The sequence below is a fragment of the Nocardioides aequoreus genome (assembly GCF_000720335.1).
GTDB lineage: Bacteria > Actinomycetota > Actinomycetes > Propionibacteriales > Nocardioidaceae > Marmoricola > Marmoricola aequoreus.
Window position 1 is genome coordinate 25,871 of sequence record NZ_JOJN01000009.1, and the last position, 19,454, is coordinate 45,324.

General features: G+C 72.6%; 15 protein-coding genes. 11 read left to right on the forward strand and 4 right to left on the reverse strand.

The window, feature by feature from the left end; all coding sequences use genetic code 11:
• Positions 1–137 precede the first annotated feature (137 nt).
• The 3 genes from IG63_RS0115925 to IG63_RS23645 are packed head-to-tail and all read left to right on the forward strand — an operon-like array spanning position 138 to position 6,921.
• A complete protein-coding gene (locus tag IG63_RS0115925) occupies positions 138–4,610 on the forward strand; it encodes a hypothetical protein (protein WP_030485342.1) in 4,473 nt (1,490 codons plus the stop codon).
• Entirely contained in the window at positions 4,607–5,329 is a 723-nt protein-coding gene (locus IG63_RS0115930; protein ID WP_030485343.1) for a hypothetical protein, read from the forward strand. The genes IG63_RS0115925 and IG63_RS0115930 overlap by 4 nt, the downstream gene beginning before the upstream one ends.
• Positions 5,326–6,921 carry a thioesterase domain-containing protein gene (locus tag IG63_RS23645; protein WP_245604465.1) on the forward strand — a complete coding sequence of 532 codons (1,596 nt, stop codon included), beginning with the start codon at positions 5,326–5,328 and terminating at the stop codon, positions 6,919–6,921. Before IG63_RS0115930 ends, IG63_RS23645 begins: the two co-directional genes overlap by 4 nt.
• Positions 6,922–6,933: 12 nt before the next feature.
• Here IG63_RS23645 and IG63_RS0115940 read toward each other — a convergent pair whose 3' ends face one another.
• Complete coding sequence (locus tag IG63_RS0115940; protein ID WP_051706999.1) at positions 6,934–7,701, reverse strand: AfsR/SARP family transcriptional regulator; 768 nt, start codon at positions 7,699–7,701, stop codon at positions 6,934–6,936.
• A gap of 142 nt (positions 7,702–7,843) precedes the next feature.
• Between IG63_RS0115940 and IG63_RS0115945 the strand changes: the two genes are divergently transcribed.
• The gene (locus tag IG63_RS0115945; protein ID WP_030485345.1) at positions 7,844–8,761 is read left to right on the forward strand and encodes a hypothetical protein; all 918 of its coding nucleotides are present in this window, start codon (positions 7,844–7,846) and stop codon (positions 8,759–8,761) included.
• An 800-nt stretch (positions 8,762–9,561) separates the two neighbouring features.
• On the opposite strand, the gene IG63_RS0115955 is transcribed toward IG63_RS0115945, so the two are convergent.
• A complete protein-coding gene (locus IG63_RS0115955) occupies positions 9,562–10,521 on the reverse strand; it encodes a LysR family transcriptional regulator (protein WP_036195891.1) in 960 nt (319 codons plus the stop codon).
• Between the two features lie 173 nt (positions 10,522–10,694).
• On the opposite strand from IG63_RS0115955, the gene IG63_RS0115960 reads away from it, so the two are divergent.
• The 3 genes from IG63_RS0115960 to IG63_RS0115970 all read left to right on the forward strand — a co-directional run bounded on the left by IG63_RS0115960 (position 10,695) and on the right by IG63_RS0115970 (position 13,515).
• The gene (locus tag IG63_RS0115960; protein WP_030485347.1) at positions 10,695–11,102 is read left to right on the forward strand and encodes a hypothetical protein; all 408 of its coding nucleotides are present in this window, start codon (positions 10,695–10,697) and stop codon (positions 11,100–11,102) included.
• A gap of 17 nt (positions 11,103–11,119) precedes the next feature.
• Complete coding sequence (locus IG63_RS0115965) at positions 11,120–11,989, forward strand: alpha/beta fold hydrolase (RefSeq protein WP_030485348.1); 870 nt, start codon at positions 11,120–11,122, stop codon at positions 11,987–11,989.
• Between the two features lie 80 nt (positions 11,990–12,069).
• Complete coding sequence (locus IG63_RS0115970) at positions 12,070–13,515, forward strand: aldehyde dehydrogenase family protein (protein WP_030485349.1); 1,446 nt, start codon at positions 12,070–12,072, stop codon at positions 13,513–13,515.
• A 325-nt stretch (positions 13,516–13,840) separates the two neighbouring features.
• On the opposite strand, the gene IG63_RS0115975 is transcribed toward IG63_RS0115970, so the two are convergent.
• Positions 13,841–14,221 (reverse strand): RidA family protein, encoded by a 381-nt coding sequence (locus IG63_RS0115975; protein WP_030485350.1) that lies wholly within the window; start codon positions 14,219–14,221, stop codon positions 13,841–13,843.
• 135 nt (positions 14,222–14,356) lie between these two features.
• Between IG63_RS0115975 and IG63_RS0115980 the strand changes: the two genes are divergently transcribed.
• From IG63_RS0115980 to IG63_RS0115995, 4 genes are read left to right on the forward strand one after another with little or no spacing between them, the layout of a single operon-like run.
• Entirely contained in the window at positions 14,357–15,391 is a 1,035-nt protein-coding gene (locus IG63_RS0115980) for an iron-siderophore ABC transporter substrate-binding protein (RefSeq protein ID WP_030485351.1), read from the forward strand.
• Between the two features lie 60 nt (positions 15,392–15,451).
• Complete coding sequence (locus IG63_RS0115985) at positions 15,452–16,459, forward strand: FecCD family ABC transporter permease (protein WP_245604466.1); 1,008 nt, start codon at positions 15,452–15,454, stop codon at positions 16,457–16,459.
• Positions 16,456–17,508 carry a FecCD family ABC transporter permease gene (locus tag IG63_RS0115990; RefSeq protein WP_030485353.1) on the forward strand — a complete coding sequence of 351 codons (1,053 nt, stop codon included), beginning with the start codon at positions 16,456–16,458 and terminating at the stop codon, positions 17,506–17,508. Before IG63_RS0115985 ends, IG63_RS0115990 begins: the two co-directional genes overlap by 4 nt.
• Positions 17,505–18,338 (forward strand): ABC transporter ATP-binding protein, encoded by an 834-nt coding sequence (locus tag IG63_RS0115995; protein ID WP_030485354.1) that lies wholly within the window; start codon positions 17,505–17,507, stop codon positions 18,336–18,338. The genes IG63_RS0115990 and IG63_RS0115995 overlap by 4 nt, the downstream gene beginning before the upstream one ends.
• On the opposite strand, the gene IG63_RS0116000 is transcribed toward IG63_RS0115995, so the two are convergent.
• Positions 18,328–19,356, reverse strand: coding sequence for an aldo/keto reductase (locus tag IG63_RS0116000; RefSeq protein ID WP_030485355.1), 1,029 nt, complete (start codon positions 19,354–19,356; stop codon positions 18,328–18,330). The two genes, IG63_RS0115995 and IG63_RS0116000, sit on opposite strands and share 11 nt — an antisense overlap.
• Positions 19,357–19,454: the final 98 nt, after the last annotated feature.

Here is a 19,454-nt window from a genome sequence, read left to right on the forward strand (position 1 = left end):
GACCGCGTCCAGGACCCGGCGCGGACCTGCGCGGCGACATCGCCTTCGTCGCCGAGCTGGCCTCGGGAGCCCGCTCGAAGGCCGAGATCGAGGCGGCGAGCGCGCTCGGAGGGCTCTCCGAGGCGCAGAAGGCCGTCGTGGCGGCGTACTTCGTCGGCGACAAGGTCACCGACGACCCGCTCGGCGCGGTGGCCGCGGGCATGCGGGTCCGGGTCGCGCAGATCCACCGGCCGCGCCTGGTCTCCGAGCTGGACCGGCGCCTGTTCGCCCTGCCCAAGGAGCGCTGGCCCGACGTCGCGATCGTCTCCGAGGGCGACGGCGACGGCAAGGTGTCGATCGTCTCCCGCGGCCGGCAGTTCCATGCGTCGGTCGACCAGTGGGGCACCGACGAGTCCAAGCTGTACGCCGCGCTCACCGGCCTGACCACGCTCCAGCGCCACGCCCTCGACCTCTGGTACCAGGCCGAGCACGGCTCCACCATCGACAAGGAGCTGGAGGACGAGCTCGAGGACGCCGAGCTCGACCGGGCGCGCGCCCTGATGGCAGGCGACGAGCTGAGGGCCGACGCCGCCGCGATCCGCGACGCCCTCGAGGGCCCCGGCACCGACGAGCAGGAGATCTACCGCGCGCTGCGCAACAAGACCGCCGACGAGCGGGCGCGGCTCGAGCAGATCTACGTCGAGATGTACCACGTGTCCCTGCAGGAGGACATCGACTCCGACATGGACGGCCAGGAGTTCCAGCGGGCCGACGCGCTGCGGCGGGGGGAGACCGCCAGGGCCGACGCCATCGGGCTGGAGATGGCCAAGACCGGCAGGTGGTACGGCGGCGCGGACACCGAGGCGATCCAGGACATCTACGCCCAGAACCGGCTGGAGGTCGAGCAGAAGGCGCAGCGGGAGGGCTGGACCGCCGACCGGATGAGGCAGGAGAGTCTCGCCCGCCTCGACCAGCTCGACCGAGCCCACCGCAAGGAGTACAAGGACGGGGAGAACGACGGAGCCGGGCTCCAGGCGTCGTTCCGCGCCACGCTCACCGGACCCGCCCTCGACCTCGCGGTCGGCCTGCAGCAGCTCGACCTGGCCAAGGCCGACGCGGCCCGCTTGGAGCTGGAGAAGCGGTCCTTCATCACCGACGACAAGGTCGTCACCAAGATCCTCGAGTCGCAGTACGACCGCGCCGAGACCGAGGCCCGGCTCGACGCCGAGCACCGGCTCACCTACCGGGCCGACCTCGCGGCCGTCCGGGGCGAGCGCTGGGACGAGGACCGGGCCAAGCGCGAGCGGGCGGCGACCGAGGCCGAGGTGACCGTGGAGGCGGGCCGCCGGGCCGAGGGCTACATGTCGGGCCTGAAGAAGACCTACAACGACACGTACGCCACCGACCTGATGTCGCTGCAGCACGGACCGGGCGGCTTCGACGCGCTGCTCGAGCACGGGCTCCAGGGCAGCGACGAGGACCGCGCGAAGGCGCTCGTCGCCTCGCGCGGCCGGCTCAACCCGGCGCAGGAGATCAAGTACGCCGTGCAGGGCGCCGGCACCGACCTCGACGTGATCAAGCGGATGCTCGCGGGCAGGACGAAGGACCAGATCCGCGAGATCGAGCGGCAGTGGAAGGAGCTCTACCCGGACGGGCCGTCGCTGCGCGACCGGATCATGGACGACGTCAGCGGGCGCGACGCGATCGACCTCGACGAGATGCTGGCCGCGCCGGAGACGCCGCGCGAGAAGCTCGAGTCGGCGCGCCGTCGCCAGCAGTTCGAGGGGGAGACCTTCGCGCTCGGCGGCACCTTCGCCGAGGAGGAGCGCAAGGCGCTCGACGCCGACGTCCAGCGGCTGCAGGAGGCGGCCGACGAGTACGACCGGCTGGTGGCGACGCCGAACCCCGACCCGCAACGGCTCGCCTACCTGAAGTGGCGCGCCGACCAGGAGACCAAGGCCGTCGACTCCGCCGTCGAGGAGCACCGGCGCGCCGCCGACTCGGTCACGGACAAGATCGCGATGGTGGCCGCGGTGGTCGCCGGCGCGATCGTCACCGCCGTGACCTGGGGCGCGGCCGGGCCGTTCGTGGCCGGCGCGCTCGGCGCCCTGGCCGCGGCCGAGGCCACGATCATCACCAAGATGGCCGTCAAGGGGGCGGCGTACTCCGAGGAGGAGCTGCTGGTCGACGTCGTCAGCGGCGTCGTCGACATCGTGCTCGCCGTCGCCACCGCGGGCATCGGCAACGCGATGCTGCGGGTGACGAAGGGCGTGCCCGTCGGGCGGCTCGCGGCGATGGCCACCAGCGCCTCCCGCGCCAAGCGGATGCTGGCGCACGGGGTCGCCAACGGGGTCGAGGGGCTGATCAGCGGCATCCCCTCGGGAGCGGCGGGGGCGCTCGCGGACGAGAAGACGTGGAGCAAGGGCGACGTGCTCGGCACGGTGCTCACCGCCAGCGCGATGGGCGCCGCGAGCGGGGCGGTGATGGGCGGCCTGATGGGCTCGGCGGGCGGGTGGAAGGCCGCGCCGGTCCCGCTGAACCTCCCGCCCGGCTCGATGCCCGAGGCCGCCGCGCGCGCGGCGCAGTGGCGCACGCACCAGCAGCAGCACCCCAACGCGTCGTACGCCGACTTCGCCAGGGACTTCGACGCCGGCCGGATCCGGGCGGCCCCGGACGCGGCGGCCACCTTCCAGCGCGCCGCCCAGGACGCGCTGGGCTCGGGTCTGACGCGCGCCGAGCGGAAGGCCCTCGACGGGGTCTCGGTGACCGTGCTGTCCGACGCGGAGTTCGCCCGGCTGACCCGGTCCAAGAAGGCCCAGGCGGTCACGGTCGTCGAGAGCGGCAAGCCCCGCGTGGTGATGCGTGAGAGCGCCTCGCTCAGCGCGCTCCGCGAGGAGGGCATCCACGTCGCCCAGGCCCTCGACCCCAAGCTGGCCGGGCACTTCAAGCTGCTGGACGAGGCGGTGCTCGCCGGCTGGGACCAGCTGCCGCTCGGGACCAAGCTGGCCGTGTACGCCGCCAAGCTCGACCTCGAGGCCGACGCCAACAGCCGCCTGCTGCGCGGGCTGGTCGCAGAGGCAAACGGCCTCCCGCCCGGCGCCGTGCGACGAAAGACGCTGCTGGCGCGGGCGGCCGAGGTCGGCGACACCCTCGACACGCTGCTCCAGCGACAGCGCGAGCTGAGGTCCTTCGGCCCGCTCGACCGGGTGCGGGCGCGGCTCGGGCTGGGCCGGCTGGCCGACCGGCTCGATCAACCCCCCCGGCTGTTCACCAAGAAGGGGACCAAGGCGGCCCGCGCCGGCAAAGCCGCCGCCATCCAGGCCCCGCCGGCCTCCAAGCCCCGCCGGGTCACGGCCGACCGGGCGACCTGGGGCAAGCAGCCCGACCTAGCGGCGCCGCGGCAGGCCCTGAAGGGCGCCAACCGCAGCCCGCAGACCAGGAAGCCCGGCGTCCTCTCCGTCGAGCAGGTGGGCGAGCCCTGGCGCGAGTGGTCGCACCGCGGCAAGCGCCAGGTGGGCAGCGCGGACCGGTACCGGTTGGTCGCGGTGACCAGCGACGCCTCGCCGCCGGCCGGCCGGGTCAAGGTCACCCACGTCCCCGAGACGGTGGTGCGCGGGTCGCGACCGCCGCGGTGGGTCATGCGCGGAAGCCACGCCGCCGAGGCCGGCAGCGTCGCCGAGGTGGCCTCGCTGGCGATGACCCGGCGGCACATCGCCGCGATGGAGAAGCAGAACGTCAAGGTCGTCACCCTGGGCTCCGGGATGCAGAACCGCAGCGGCCAGGGCTTCGACGAGGTGTACTTCGAGTTCCACCCCGACGGCACGGTCAAGGTGGTCATCGTCGAGGTCAAGGACTACGGCAGTCGGCACGTGCCCCTGGGCGACTTCACCGCGGTCACCGGCGACATCCTCAAGGGCAACCTCGCCCGCCTGCGCACGGTGGTCAACCAGAAGCGTGGACGCCTCCCCGTGGAGCTGCAGTCGCTCACGCCGAAGCAGCTGCGCGACCTGCGCAAGCAGGTGAACCGGGCGGTGACCGACCGAGCCGCGCGCACCCTCGAGGTGCGGCTGGGCGCGCAGACCCGCCTGGGCGGGCAGAAGGCGCTCAAGCGCAGGGACGCGGCGCTGCGCAAGCTCGGCCGCACCTTCAAGGACGTCCGGCAGGGCGACCACCTCCGCCTCACCGAGAAGGAGGTCGACCTCGCCGGTCGGATCGCCGAGGTCGAGCTGCCGCCGGCGAGCTCGGCCCGCCTGCTGGACACCCACGAGCAGCTGGCCAGGGCGAAGATCGTCGACAGGGTCCTCGAGCCGATCGTCGGTCATCCGGGGTTGTTCACCGGCACGTCCGGCAGGGTCAGCGCCTTCCGGGCGGTCACCCCGGCGGAGGTGCCGGACGCCAACGCCGTCGCCGCCCTGGCCAGCGACGTCGTCGCCCGGCTGCAGAAGCCGGTCCTGGTGCCGGGCAAGGCGGCGAAGTCCCCGCACGTCATCCTCGACCTGAGCGGGCTGGACGCCGGCTCCGCCAGGAAGGTGAACGCCGCCGTCGACAAGACCCTGGCCGCGACCGGTCAGGCCACCGCCCTCGGCAAGAGGCTGCACCGGCCCGGACGGACAGGCAGGATCGCTCCATGACCGGACAGCGACGCCCGCCGAGCGACGCGTGGCGCGCGCTCGCGGCCGACGAGGACGCCGCCGACGCCGCCGAGGTGGCCGCCCTGCTCGACGACGGACCGACCGAGCAGCTCGGTTCCCTGATGGGCGACGTGGTCGAGCGGCTGGTCGGCGTGCTGCTGCAGGGGCCACCTGCGTCGGTGCGCGAAGAGCTGCTCGGGCGACTGCGGGTGGCCGCCTCTCGCGCCGCTGCCGACGGCACGGCGATCCCGGCGGACGGCCGCGGGCTGCTGGCCGCGGGCACGCTGCTCACCTGTCTGCCGGGTCCGGCGCCGGTCGAGCCTCCGGGGCGGGTGGCAGCGACCTGGGCGCCGCGGGCCGCGCGGATCGTGGACCAGCTCGACGTCGACGCCTGCCACGACTGGGCCCTGGCGTGTGCCGCGCACGGGCTCGACGACCTGGTCGAGGTGTTCCTGGACGTGCCGGAGCCATCGCCCGGAGCGGCGGCGCTGGCCCGCGCGGTGGTGGCGGCCCGCGACGACTCCGAGCGAGCCGTCGTGACGGAGGCCTGGACGGCGTTCGTGGACGGCTTCCCGGCGGCGTACGACGCGCGCGGGGTGCTGCTGTCGTCGCTGCTGCACGCCGCCTGGGCGGTGCACGTGCGGCTCGGGGGTGGGGACCCGCGCGAGGTCCCCGGGGTGATCCAGGACGCCACCGGCCTGGAGTGGGACCCGTCATGACGACGCCGGTCGTGCTCGCCGCCCACGTCGGGTACGACGACGTGGCCGAGGCGCTCGACGGCTGGGACGGACCCGTCGACACCGTGGACGGTCTCGACGGGCCGCCGGTGCTGGCGCGGTGGACGCGAGACGGGGCCGAGGTGCGCTGGTCGTCGCACCCGGACCTCGGGCTCGCCGTCCTCGAGGGCTCGGGCGTGGAGCTGCTGCCACCGCTGGCGCGGATGCGGGTCGGCGCCGCGGCCGCCGACGCCCGCTCCGGCGACCTCGCCACGGCCCTGCGCGGCACCACGGCTCTCGGCCTGCTCGGCGACCCGGCGGCGCTGCCGGCGCTCGACGCGCTGCGTGCCGACCCCACGACGCCGCCACCGGTGCGCGGCGCGGCCGACCTGGCCGTGACCCGCCTCGGCGAGCTCGCGACCGCCGCCGCCGCCGACCGGCTCGCGCACCTCCGGGCCGGCCACCCCGAGCGCGCTCCCGTGCTCGGACTGCTCCGGGACCCGGTCGCCCGCCGCCAGGCGCTGCGCGGCTTCCTCGCCCGGCCGTCGGGTGGTCCCCAGCACCACCGGTCGGTCGTGCTGGCGGGGCTGGCCGACGACGACTGGGAGGTGCGGTGGTCGGCGGTGCTGGCCGCGCACGACCTCGTCGTCGACGACGTGCTGCTCGAGGTGCGCCGGTGCCCCGTCGGGCGCGGCCCCTGCTCCCGGCAGCACCAGGTGCTGGAGGCGGTGCGCGACGTGGTCGGCCAGCGCCTGTCGCGGCGCCGGGACCCTGCCGACGACGGCCCGGCCGCGCTGTGGCTCGACGAGCCTGACCGGGCGCCGGCCGCCGACGCCGAGGCCGTCCTGCTGGTGGCGTCCCTCCGCAGCCCGGTCCCCGAGCCCCTCGGTGGCGGCGCACGCCCGGCCGCCGGACGGGTTCGTGACCGTGGACCGGTGCCGGCACTGGCTCGGCGGCGCCGGGGTCCCGGTCCGTCGGCTGCGTCCTGCGGCGGCGTACGCCGTGGCAGTCCGGCCGATCCCCGAGGTCGGGGCCCACGAGCTGGCCGACGCCCTGAGGCGGGCGAGCCGCGCGGCGGGCGTGGCACTGCGGCTGCCCACGCCCGACGAGCTGGAGATGGCGGTGCGCGGCCCGGACGGCCGGCGCTATCCGTGGGGCAACGGCCGAGACGAGGGCTGGCGACGTGCGCCGTCGCCGTGGGAGCTCGCCGGGCCCTGGGACGTCGCGACCTGGGCGGTCCAGGACGGCCGGCCGGTCGTCGTACCGCCGGCGGTGCGCGGGCTGGGCGCGCCGGGGCACCCGGCGGTCGAGGGGCACCCGGCTGCGTGGCTGCGACCGGTCCTCGACTGAGCCGGCCAGGCCGGTCAGCGGGGGTCGCCGAGAGACAGCACGGCGTCGGAGACGAGCTCCAGCACCTGGTCGATCCCGGCGCCGACGCCGATCTCCTGGGGTACGGCGTCGGGCTCGCGGATCAGGAGGACCCGGGCACGGACGTCGCGTGCCGACGCGTCCGGCTCGACCCAGGCCCGGACGACCACCGACCCGAGCTGTGCCTGCCGCGCGGATGCCACGGGACCAAGGATCGTCCTGCCTGAGTCACAGCGCCGTCACCGGACGGCGACGGGCTGCATCCCGACGAGCCGGGTGAGCTGCTCGCTGGGCTCGACGCCCAGCTCGCGGCGCGCCAGGCGTGCGTAGGCCAGGTAGGCCCGCCGTGCCTCGCCGTGGTTGTGCTCGGCGAGGTGGGCCTCGATGAGCATCCGCTGCGCGCTCTCGCGCAGTGGCTCGAAGCGCACGGCGTTCATGGCCGCCTCCACGGCGTCGCCGGCCCGGCCGCGGGAGATCAGCTCGCGACAGAGGGCCTCGAGCCCGTGCAGCATCCGCTGCCGGATCCGCTCGCGCTCGCAGATGACCCACTCGTCGTACCAGCCGGGGAGGATGTCGGCCGCCTCCGGGTCCCAGCTGAGGATGCGGAGGTCGGAGGCGCGAGGCCGGCCCTCGACCAGCCGCGCGGACCACTCGCAGAGCACGTGCACGTCAGAGACGACGTCGGGGTGGAGCGAGAGCACATACTTGTCGGCGTCGAGGACGTCGATGCCGGCGCTCTTGAGCCGCCACACCGCCGAGCGCAGGTTGCCCGCCGCGCGCGCGTCCGAGCCGTCGGGCCACAGGGTGCCAGCCGCGAGGCGCCGATCGGCCCGCCCACGCAGGGCGACGAACGCGAGGAGCCGCTTGCTCCCCTCCGGCACGTTGCTCCGCCGGCCATGGCACACGACGTACGGCCCCCCCAGAAGGCAGAGCGCCTGCCCGGCCCCGGCGCCGTCCGAGGCCGCACCCGTGACCTGGTGGTACGGCGCACCGATGAGAGCGGACATGGAGGGAACCTCGCGGTCGGGAGGCCCGCACCGTAACCGGGCGCTCGTCACGCCATCGTCACGCGAGCGTCACAGCACGGGAGACGCCCGGGTGACATGCGGGGGGCGATGGTGGGGCGCCGAGCGCGCGAGAGGAGCCTCCATGAACGACCAGGTGCAGCAGGAGCCGCCGAAGAGCCCCCCGACCAGCACCGGGTGCAAGCCGTGCGACCTCGAGGGGGTCGACGGTCTGGCCTGCAAGGCGGAGCGCTACCAGAAGCAGGCCGAGATCACGAGCAAGGTCGCCGCGGAGCTGGGGGAGCGGAAGCAGAAGTACGACGGCGCGCGGCAGGCGTACGGCGTCGAGTGGGAGGCCGCGCAGGCCGAGCTCACGGTGCTCGGCACGGAGCTGGAGAAGATCTACGACCTGCTGAAGTGCCGCCTCGACGAGGGCGACAAGACGTGCCTCGACAGCGCCGCCGAGGAGGTGTTCGACGACATCGACGAGTGCTCGCCCCCGCCCGGCTGCTGCGTCGGCGACCACACGTTCGACGACACGGTGGCCGACGGCGAGACCGCCGCTGCCCTGACGGCGCGCATCGAGGAGTACACCGCCGCCGTCCAGGCCGCCACCGCCTGCTTCGACTCCCTGATCGAGGAGCCCAAGAAGCTCAAGGACCACGTCGCGGAGCTCAAGACCGAGGTCGCTGCCCTGACGATCGACGCGAGCGAGGCCGACCCGACGAAGCTGGCCCGGACCTACGCCCGCTACCTGATCGCGGTCCGGAAGGCCGAGCTCGTCCACATCGGGCACGGCTTCACCTCCGTCAAGGAATACACCGACTGCCTGTGCAAGGCCCTGCAGACCATCGCCGCCGGCTGGACCGCGACCGCGGTCCTCGAGGGGGCGCGTGCCGAGGCGGTCTGCCTCGAGAAGGCGAAGAAGAAGGCCTGCGCGGACAAGGTCGCCGGCGTCCTGGTCGCCGTGCTGGCCGGCTACGAGTGCTGCAAGGAGAGCTCCGGCACCAGCAGCTCCGGCGACGGCGGTGGTCCGTCCCAGACCGCGCCAGCCGCGACGTGAGTGCCATCGTCCCGACTCGTCGTGCGCAAAGGGCTCAGCCGCTCTGGCGTGTTCCCGACGACTGTCCACGTGAGGTCGTTGCGCATCTCGTGAAGAGCGACTCCGGCCTGCGGTGATGTGGTCGGGCTGCGCGCGAGCACGACCCCCGATCACCGGCTGCGAGGCTCGCTCTGGGCTCACATTGAGTACTCCGAACCGTGCGGCAACGCAGCAAGAAGGTCGCGGGCCGCGTGGGCTCCCTACGCCGTCCCAACCTCGTCGGTGCTCTGGTGGGCAAGCTGGCCTCCCTCACCTACGCGGGATCGCCCCGAGCTCGGCCGCCACCGGCGCGACTACGTCGTTCTCGCTGGGTTGCTCACGGCGGTGACCTCCAGAACCAGCAGCTCCCGAAAGGGGACCGCCAGCGCTGCGTGCCATGGCCGCCGCTGCGAGGAAGGACCGTGCGTTGCTGCTGGAGATCCCGGACTCCCAGATCTCGCTCGATCGGCTCATGACGGCGGGGGAGTGGTAGTCATGTCGGAGGCCTTCGTTGCCGAGTTGCAGCGAAGTTGGATCGACCAGCCAGCGCGGCCAGTTGGCGAGAGGCCCGACCGGTGACCGGTCGTCAAGGTAGGGGTCCTCTCCGACAGCCGGTGGCAGATCGTCCGGATATGGCTCCGTCACCGGTGCACGTCGTGGGGCTGGCCTTTCGGGACGCCCGGTTGCCGGTAGGCGGGCTGGCCAGCGGCGCTCCAGGTCGAGGTTCCCGTTGTGGTCTCGTCCGGGCGAGCCGGTGGTCGGATGCGCGACGGTGCCGGATGTCAGTGCGCCACGGCGACGGGTGTCGCTGTTGCTGAGGGTTGGGGAGCTGTGGCCAGGGGTACGAGCTCGAGCGCGGCGAGCATGCGGGCTGTCTCGACGAAGTCGCTGACCGTCTGCGCGCCGAGATCGTTGCGCCAGGCGATGGCGAGCGGTGAGTGGGGGAGCCCGGTGACCGGGATGAACGCGAGGCCGGGGCGGCCGTAGTACCGCTGGGTGGATGCTTGGCTGAAGGCGACACCGCGGCCGGAGAGGATCGCCTCGAAGCACTCGTCGACGCCGCCGACCTCGGCGCCGAGCACCGGGTTGTTGCCGCCGCGGCTGGAGGTGGCGAGCCAGAAGTCACGCCAGTACTCCGGGGCCTTTCGGGCGACGAACGCCTCGTCGATGACCTCTTCGACCGACACCTGTTCGCGGGCGGCCAGTGGAGAGTTGCTGGATGTCACCAGCACCCGGGGCTCGATGAAGAGGGTCTCGATGCTCAGCCAGTCCTGCATCAGCAACGGTGGGCGGACGAAGGCGACGTCGACGCTGCCGTTGGACAGGCCCACGTACGGGTCGGCGAAGTCGTGGGAGCGCATCTCGACCTGGACGCGCGGGTAGCGGGTCTGGAACGCCTTGAGGATCCGAGGGGTGAGCTCGGCTGCCGCGTTGCCTTGGAACCCGACCACCAGGGTGCCCCGGACACCTCGGGAGGCGTCGCGGGTCGCGTCGACGAGGCGGTCGGCTCCCACCAGCAGCTTGTGCGCTTCTTCCAGCAGGACGTGACCGACGGCGGTGAGCTCGACGTGGCGGCTGGTGCGGTCGAAGAGCTTGGCGCCGAGGGAGTGCTCGAGCTTGCGGATCTGGACGCTCAGGGCGGGCTGGGAGATGTGCAGCCGATCCGCGGCCCTGCCGAAGTGCAGCTCCTCGGCGACCGCGACGAAGTACCGCAGCACCCGCAGCTCCGGCACGTCAGCCATGACCGGACGGTAGCCCCGTCTGGCCGGCAGCACCAATAACCGTCCCCTATGGATCGATGAGAAGACGGCATTGGACCCCTCCGACGTGACGGCTGTCTCATGGGTGCCCTGCCGCCGATCCCGTTCTGGAAGCCGCGGCCACACCCCCTGTTCCCTCAGAGAGGAACCTGCTTATGAGCGCGCAGACCAGCGCACCGACGGCCGAGGCATGGGCCGAGGCGTTCGCCGACGCTAGCAACAACGACACCGAGATCCAGGCCCACGGCAAGTACTTCACCTGCTCGTACCTCCTGGACGCCACGGACCGCAGCTACGTGATCCAGGTCGAGTCCGGGCGGGTCACCCACGTGACCGCGAACCCCGGACCCCTGGACGTGGCCTACCAGTTCGCCATCCGCGCCAGCGCCGACACCTGGCGCGAGTTCGGCCAGCCCGTGCCCGCCCCGATGTTCCACGGCATCTGGGCGGCCAGCTTCCAGCGCGACATGAAGCTCGAGGGCGACATCCTCGTGCTCATGCAGAACCTGCGCTGCGTCACCCGCCAGGTCGAGCTCCTGCGCGTCGTCGGCTCTCCCGTCTGAGGAAGGAACACACCCACATGAGCAACCCCAAGATCTCACCTGTCACCGGCCACTACGTGACCATCGACGTCGACGGCCTGGAGTACAAGGTCTTCTACCTCGAGAACGGCACCGGCCAGCCGCTGGTCTGCCAGCACACCGCCGGCTGCCACAACCACCAGTGGCGTGGTCTGCTCGAGGACGAGGAGATCACCTCGGACTACCGCGTCATCGCCTACGACCTGCCCCGCCACGGCAAGTCCGACCCGCCGGAGAACACCGAGTGGTGGAAGGAGGAGTACCAGCTCTCGGCCGACCACTACGCGAACTTCATCATCGCGCTGTGCGACGCCCTCGAGCTCGAGGACCCGATCTTCATGGGCTCGTCCTTCGGCGGCAACATCGCCCTGCAGCTCGCTCTGCGCCGGCCGGACCGGTTCGCCGGCGTCCTGTCCGTCGAGGGTGCCGACTACTCGCCGGGCTTCTACCTCGACTGGTGGCAGCACCCGCACGCCAACGCCGCACAGGTCTGCGCCAGCGGCACCTGGGACCTGATGGCTCCCCAGTCGCCCGAGGCCGACAGGTGGAAGACCTGGTTCTACTACTCCCAGGGCTCGGAGTCCTTCAAGGGCGACCTGCACTTCTACTCCGTCGATCACGACCTGCGCGGCAAGCTCGGCGACATCGACGGCGAGCAGTGCCCCGTGGTCATGATGACCGGCGAGTACGACTACCTCACCACCCCCGAGGACAGCGAGCGCACCGCCAACGCCATCACCAACGGCTCCTTCATCAACATGCCCGAGATCGGGCACTTCCCGATGAGCGAGAACCACCCGGTCTTCCGCACCTACCTCATCCAGGCCCTCGAGAGCCTGCAGAAGAAGAAGGCCAGCGTCACCGCCTGAATCACCAGCACAGGCGGGCGGGACAGCACCCACGCTGTCCCGCCCGCCTGCATGCCCGGTCCCACGAGAGGGAACAGACGTTGCAGCCCCCCACACAGCCCATCTGGGTCGCCGGCCAACAGGTCACCGGCACCGACACCACCACCATCACCCCACCCGACGGTGGCGACCCCATCGCCCGCGTGACCGTGGCCAGCGCCGAGCACGCTGAGGGCGCCGTCCACGCAGCCGACGCCATCTCCCACGAGCTGGCCAGCCTGTCCGCCCATCGCCGCGCCGACGCCCTCGACCACGTCTCACGCCGCTTGGTCGAAAGTTCCGAAGAGCTGGCTCAACTCGTGATGGCCGAGGGCGGCAAGCCCATCCGCTGGGCCCGCGTCGAGGTCAGCCGTGCCGCTGCGACGTTCCGCCTGGCCTCGGAGGAAGCCCGCCGATGGTCCGGGGAGCTCCAGCGACTCGACACCGACCCAGCCGGTGAAGGCCGGATCGCTCTCAACCGCCGCGTGCCCCGCGGACCCGTCCTGGGCATCACCCCGTTCAACTTCCCCCTGAACCTCGTCGCGCATAAGGTCGCCCCAGCACTGGCCGTCGGCGCGCCCATCGTCCTCAAACCCGCGCCCGCCACGCCCCTGTCCGCGCTCTTTATCGGCGACCTGCTCGCCGAGACCGACCTCCCCGCAGGATCTTGGTCGGTCATCACTACCCGCAACGCGCAGATGGACTCGCTCGTCACCGATCCCCGTTTGCCGGTCGTGTCCTTCACCGGGTCCGGCCCGGTGGGCTGGAGCATCTGCGATCGCGTCCCACGCAAGCACGTCACCCTCGAGCTCGGCGGCAACGCCGCCGCCGTCGTCTGTGCCGACTGGAACAGCGACGCCGACCTGAAGAACGCCGCCCAGCGCATCGCCGCCTTCGGCATGGGCCAAGCCGGGCAGTCCTGCATCTCGGTCCAGCGAGTCATCGCCGACACCACCATTTACCAACGACTGCTCGACCTCGTGCTCATCGAGGTCGACAAGCAGGTCCTCGGCGATCCCGCCGACGAGGCCACCACCCTGGGACCGATGATCAACACCGCTGCCGCCGAACGCGCGCACACCTGGGTCGACGAAGCCGTCCAGTCAGGAGCCCACGTCCTCACCGGCGGCAACCGCCACAACGCCCGGCTCGAACCCACCGTCATCGTCGACGCACCGCTCGACGCCCGCGTGAACCGCGACGAGGTGTTCGCCCCCGTCATCTCAGTCCGCCGCGTCGACAACACAGACGAGGCGTTCGCCGCCGTGAACGACTCCCAGTTCGGGCTGCAAGTCGGCATCTTCACCCACGACATCGGCACCGCGTTCCGAGCCCACCGCGACCTCGACGTCGGCGGCATCATCATCGGTGACGTCCCCAGCTACCGCGCCGACCAGATGCCCTACGGCGGCACCAAGGGCTCAGGTATCGGCCGAGAGGGCGTCCGGTACGCCATGGACGATCTCACCTACGACCGCAGCCTGGTCTTCACAGGCGCGGAGCTGTAGACCAGGCGGCCGCCCACGGGAACTTCACCGCCGTGTCCCGCAAGTCGATCGCCTTCCGGGATGACCAAGTGCTGGCGTGCCGACGTAGGGCGGCCAGTGGAACAGCCCGTGGACCTTCTGCAAAACGTGCACATCGGCGTACCAACGCCTTGAGGCCACTAGATCCGCATCTCCAGGTCAAAGTCGACTTCGTGCCGATGGTCGCAGCCGGCCGCAAGGGATCGCGGCCGCGCTCCAGCCGCTCTGCGTGTTCCGGATGACGCACCACGTGGAGTGCGTGGCGCTGCTGGAGCGGGCCGCCGCGTAGCCGCGGCAGGTGGGACGGTCAGCCGAGCCAGGCCGTCATGCGGATCGAGACGAGCGGGCCCGGGATCTCAGGCCCGAGCCTGGCGGCGTACCGCGCGGGAGGGTCGCTGGCGAACCAGCGGGCGTACTCCTCGTTCATGCCGGGGAAGTCGTCGGGGTCGGCGAGCAGCACCCCCACCTCCACGACGTCGTCGAGCGTCGCGCCGGCCTCCAGCAAGACGGACTCGCAGTTGGCCAGCGCCTGGCGCGTCTGGGCCTGGATGCCGTCGCCGGCCATCCGGCCGGTGCTGGGGTCGATCCCCGTGGTGCCGGAGACGAAGACCTGGGAGCCGGCCGTGACCCCCTGGCCGAAGACCGGGGAGCTCGGGGCGCTGGTCGTCCCGATGATCTGCCGGGGCATCGCCTACCTCCTGATCCAGGGTCCCACCGTGGGGGCGCCCGCGAAAGTGGCGCCCTTCACCCGGGGGTGGGTATCCACGGACCGGCAGCAGCACTTAGGGTTGCCTCACCTTATCTACGAAAGAGAGAGCACCCCATGCGTAGAACGCGTCTGCTCGGGATCACCGCGTCGCTCACGGCGGCCCTGGTCCTGTCGGCCTGCGGCAGCTCGGGCGAGGAGTCCGGCGAGGGTGGGAGCGGTGGTGACGCCTCGGGCGACCAGTTCCCCGTGACCGTCGAGCACGCCTTCGGCGAGACCACGATCGAGGAGAAGCCCGAGCGCATCGCGACGGTCGCGTGGGCCAACCACGAGGTGCCGCTGGCGCTCGGCGTCGTGCCCGTCGGCATGAGCAAGGCGACGTGGGGCGACGACGACGGCGACGGCGTGCTCCCGTGGGTGGAGGAGAAGCTCGAGGAGCTCGACGCCGAGACCCCCGTGCTCTTCGACGAGACCGAGGGCTTCGACTTCGAGGCCGTGGCCGACACCCAGCCCGACGTGATCCTCGCGGCGTACTCCGGCCTGACCCAGGAGGACTACGACACGCTGAGCCAGATCGCGCCCACGGTCGCCTTCCCCGACGTCGCCTGGAGCACCTCGTGGCAGCAGATGGTCGAGCTCAACGCCCAGGCGATGGGCATGTCGGCCGAGGGGGAGGAGCTGGTCGCCGACCTCGAGCAGCAGGTGTCCGACGCGTTCGCCGCGGAGCCCTCGCTGGAGGGCACCAGCATGGCCTTCACCTCCACCGACCCGACCGACCTGAGCCAGATCGGCTTCTACTCCGAGCTCGACCCGCGGCCGGCCTTCCTGGTCGAGGCCGGGATGACGGAGTCGCCGGCGGTGACCGAGGCCTCCGAGGGCAGCGAGGAGTTCTACCTGACGCTCAGCGCCGAGGAGGCCGACCGCTTCGAGGACACCGACATGTTCGTCACCTACGGCACCGACGAGCTGCTGGGCCAGCTGCAGGACGACCCGCTGATGTCGCAGATCCCCGCCATCGAGCGTGGCGCCGTCGCGGTGCTGCCCGACTCCACCCCGCTCGCCGCGGCCGCCAACCCCTCGCCGCTGTCGATCCCGTGGGGTCTCGAGGAGTACGTCGGCTTCCTGGCCGAGGCCGCGCAGAAGAGCTCCTGAGCCGCTGACGGCCAGCCCGCGATGACCGCAGCCCCTCCCTCCCCGCTGACGCGAGGTGCCGTGCGCGCACGGCACCCCGCGCCGGTGCGCGCGTCGTGGCTGCTGGTCGCGCTGCTGCTCGCCTTGGCGGCGGCGCTGGCCTCGATCGCCTTCGGCGCCCGGGTGATCGGGTGGGACGACCTCGTGGGTGGGCTCACCGGCACCGCCGACGGCGTCGCGCAGGCGGCGGTCGAGAAGCGGGTGCCGCGCACGCTGCTGGCGCTGCTCGTGGGGGCGGCGCTGGGCGTCTCGGGGGCGGTGCTGCAGGGGGTGACCCGCAACCCGCTGGCCGACCCCTGGATCCTCGGCGTCACCCCGGGGGCCTCGCTCGCCGTGGTCAGCGGCATCGCCTTCTTCGGGCTGGCCTCGCCCGCGTCGTACGTCTGGGTGGCGATCGCGGGCTCCGCGGTCGCCGCGCTCTTCGTCTACGCCGTGGGCTCGATGGGGCGCGGCGGGGCGACGCCGCTGAAGCTCGCGCTCGCCGGGGCCGCGTCGACGGCCGCCTTCACCTCGCTGATCAGCGCGATCCTGCTGCCCCGCATCGACGTGATGACCCAGTTCCGCTTCTGGCAGATCGGTGGGGTCGGCGGTGCGAGCTGGGCCAAGCTCTCGCAGGTGCTGCCCTTCCTGGTCGTCGGCGCGCTGGTCTGCCTGGTCTGCGCGCGCGGCCTCAACACCCTGGCCCTGGGCGACGACCTCGCCGCCGGGCTGGGGGAGCAGGTCGCCCGCACCCGGGTGCTGGCGACGCTCGGCGCCGTCACCCTCTGCGGCGCGGCCACGGCCGTGGCCGGCCCCATCGCCTTCGTCGGCCTCGTGGTGCCGCACGTGTGCCGGCTGCTCCTCGGGGTCGACCACCGCTGGCTGCTGCCGTCGTCGGCGATGGTCGGTGCCGCTTTGCTGACGACCGCCGACGTCGTCGGCCGCGTCGTCGCGCGCCCGGAGGAGGTCGACGTCGGCATCGTCACCGCCTTCGTCGGTGCCCCCGTCTTCATCTGGATCGTGCGCCGGACGAAGGTGCGCGCGCTGTGACCTCCCTCCTCCCCGCCCGGCCCGCCACCGTCGACCACGTCGGTCGCGCGCGGGCCTCGCGCGCCCGCCGCCGCGGCGCCGTCAGCGTCGTGCTGGCCCTGCTCGTGCTCGCCGCCCTGGCGGCCAGCCTGATGTTCGGCCAGACCTTCTACGGCCCCGGCGAGGTCCTCCGCGTGGTGCTGGGGGAGACCGTGCCGGGGGCGTCCTTCACCGTCGGTGTGCTGCGCCTGCCGCGCGCGGCGATGGGCCTGCTGGCGGGCGTGGCGCTGGGTCTGGGCGGGGTCACCTTCCAGACGATGCTGCGCAACCCGCTCGCGTCGCCCGACATCATCGGCATCAACGCCGGCGCCAGCGTGGCCGCCGTGGTCGCGATCGTCTGGCTCGGGCTCAGCGGGCCGACGGTCTCGGCGCTCGCGATCGTGGCCGCCCTCGCGACCGCGCTGCTGATGTACGTGCTGGCCTACGAGGACGGCGTCGTCGGCACCCGCCTGATCCTCATCGGCATCGGGATCGCCGCGATGCTCGACAGCGTCGTGGCCTACGTGATCGTGCGCGCCGCCGAGTGGGACCTCCAGGTCGCGATGCGCTGGCTCACCGGCAGCCTCAACGGCGCCACCTGGCCCGAGGTGGTGCCGCTCGCGGTCGCCGTGCTCGTCGTGACGCCGGCGCTGCTGAGCCAGTCGCGCAACCTCTCGCTGATGCAGCAGGGCGACGACTCGGCCTCGGCCCTCGGCGTCCGCGTCGAGCGCACCCGACTGCTGGTGATCGTGGCGGCGGTGCTGCTGATCGCCTTCGCGACCGCGGCGGCCGGCCCGATCGCCTTCGTGGCCTTCCTCTCCGGCCCCATCGCCGCTCGTCTCGTGGGCGGCGGGGGCTCGCTGATGGTGCCGGCCGCGCTCGTCGGGGCGCTGCTCGTGCTCGTCGCCGACCTCGCCGGCCAGTACGCCTTCGGCGCGCGCTACCCGGTCGGGGTGATCACCGGCAGCGTCGGGGCGCCGTACCTCGTCTACCTGCTCGTCCGCACCAACCGCTCCGGAGGCTCGCTGTGACCGACGCCCACCGTCTCGACGTCCAGTCCGTCACCCTCGGGTACGGCGACCGCACGGTCGTCGAGGACCTCGACCTGGCGGTGCCGCCCGGGCGGATCACCGCGATCGTCGGGGCCAACGCCTGCGGCAAGTCGACGCTGCTGCGCGCGATGTCGCGGCTGCTCGCCCCCGGCGCGGGCCAGGTGCTGCTCGACGGCAAGGACCTGCGTCGCACGCCGACCAAGGAGGTCGCCCGCAAGCTCGGCCTGCTGCCGCAGTCGCCGATCGCGCCCGAGGGCATCGTCGTGGCCGACCTGGTCTCCCGCGGCCGCCACCCCCACCAGCGTCTGGTGGCCCGGTGGACGCCCGAGGACGACGCGGCCGTGGCGGAGGCACTCGCGGCGACCGACACCACCGAGCTGGCCGACCGGCCGGTCGACGAGCTCTCCGGCGGCCAGCGCCAGCGCGTGTGGATCGCGATGGCCCTCGCGCAGCAGACCGACCTGCTGCTGCTCGACGAGCCCACCACCTTCCTCGACGTCAACCACCAGGTCGAGGTGCTCGACCTGCTGACCGACCTCAACCGGCTGCGCGGCACCACGATCGTGATGGTGCTCCACGACCTCAACCTCGCGGCCCGCTACGCCGACCACCTGGTGGCGGTGCGCCAGGGCCGGCTGCACTCCAGCGGCGAGCCCGGCCAGGTGCTGACCGCCGCGTGCGTGGAGCAGGTCTTCGGCATGCGCAGCCAGGTGATCCCCGACCCGGTGTCGGGCAAGCCGATGGTGCTGCCCATCGGACGGCACCACGCGGCGTCGCCGCTCGAGGCGGCTCCCGGCCTCAGCCGGTGAGGCCGCGCGAGCGCTGGTCGAGTCCCAGCTCGCCGTAGGGGTAGTCGGCCACCTCGAGGGCGCTGGCCTCGTCGAGCAGCGCCAGCTCCTCGGCGCCGAGGTCGACCTCGGCCGCGCCCAGGTTGTCGCGCAGCTGCTCGGTGGTGCGGGCACCGAGGATCACCGAGGTCACCGACGGCCGGGTGCGCACCCAGGCCAGCGCCACCTGGGCCATGCTCAGGCCGCGCTCCTCGGCCACCCGCTCGGTGGCCTCGACGATGCGCCAGGTGCGCTCGGTGCCGCGGCGCTCCCAGGCCTCCATGCCGCGACCGGGGTCCTCGCCGAGACGCGTCGCGCCGGTCGGCCGCTGCTGGCGCCGGTACTTGCCGGAGAGCCAGCCACCACCCAGGGGGCTCCAGGGCAGCAGCCCGAGCCCGGCGTCGAGCGCGGCGGGCACGACCTCCCACTCGATCTCGCGGGCGATCAGGCTGTACTGCGGCTGCAGCGTCACCGGGGCGACCAGCCCCAGCTCGCGGGCGAGGTGGACGGCCTTGGTGAGCTGCCAGCCGGTGTAGTTGGAGAAGCCGTAGTAGCCGACCTTGCCCGAGCGCACGAAGCCGTCGAGCGTCGCCAGCGTCTCCTCCAGCGGGGTGTGGGGGTCCCAGGCGTGCACCTGGTAGAGGTCGACGTGGTCGAGCCCGAGCCGCTTCAGCGAGCCGTCGAGCGCCCGGGTGAGGTGACGGCGCGACGCCCCGACATGGTTGGGCTCGGTGGTGCCGATCGGGAAGCGGCCCTTGGTGGCGAGCACGACGGCGTCGGTCACCTCGGCGGGCCGCGCGGCGTACCACCGCCCGATGATCTCCTCGCTGGTGCCGGCGGAGTAGACGTCGGCGGTGTCGACGAGGGTGCCGCCGGCCTCGACGAAGGCGTCGAGCTGGTCGTGGGAGCCGGACTCGTCGGTCTCGGCGCCGAAGGTCATCGTGCCGAGGGCGAGATCGGAGACGGAGCAGCCGCTGTGGCCCAGGGTTCGGTAGCGCATGAGGGCGTCGTACCCACTGGGGGAGGACACATTGCTTGACGTCATGTATCTTGACGTCGAGAGACATTGCGTCGCCTCTCGCGCCGTGTGGTGAGGGT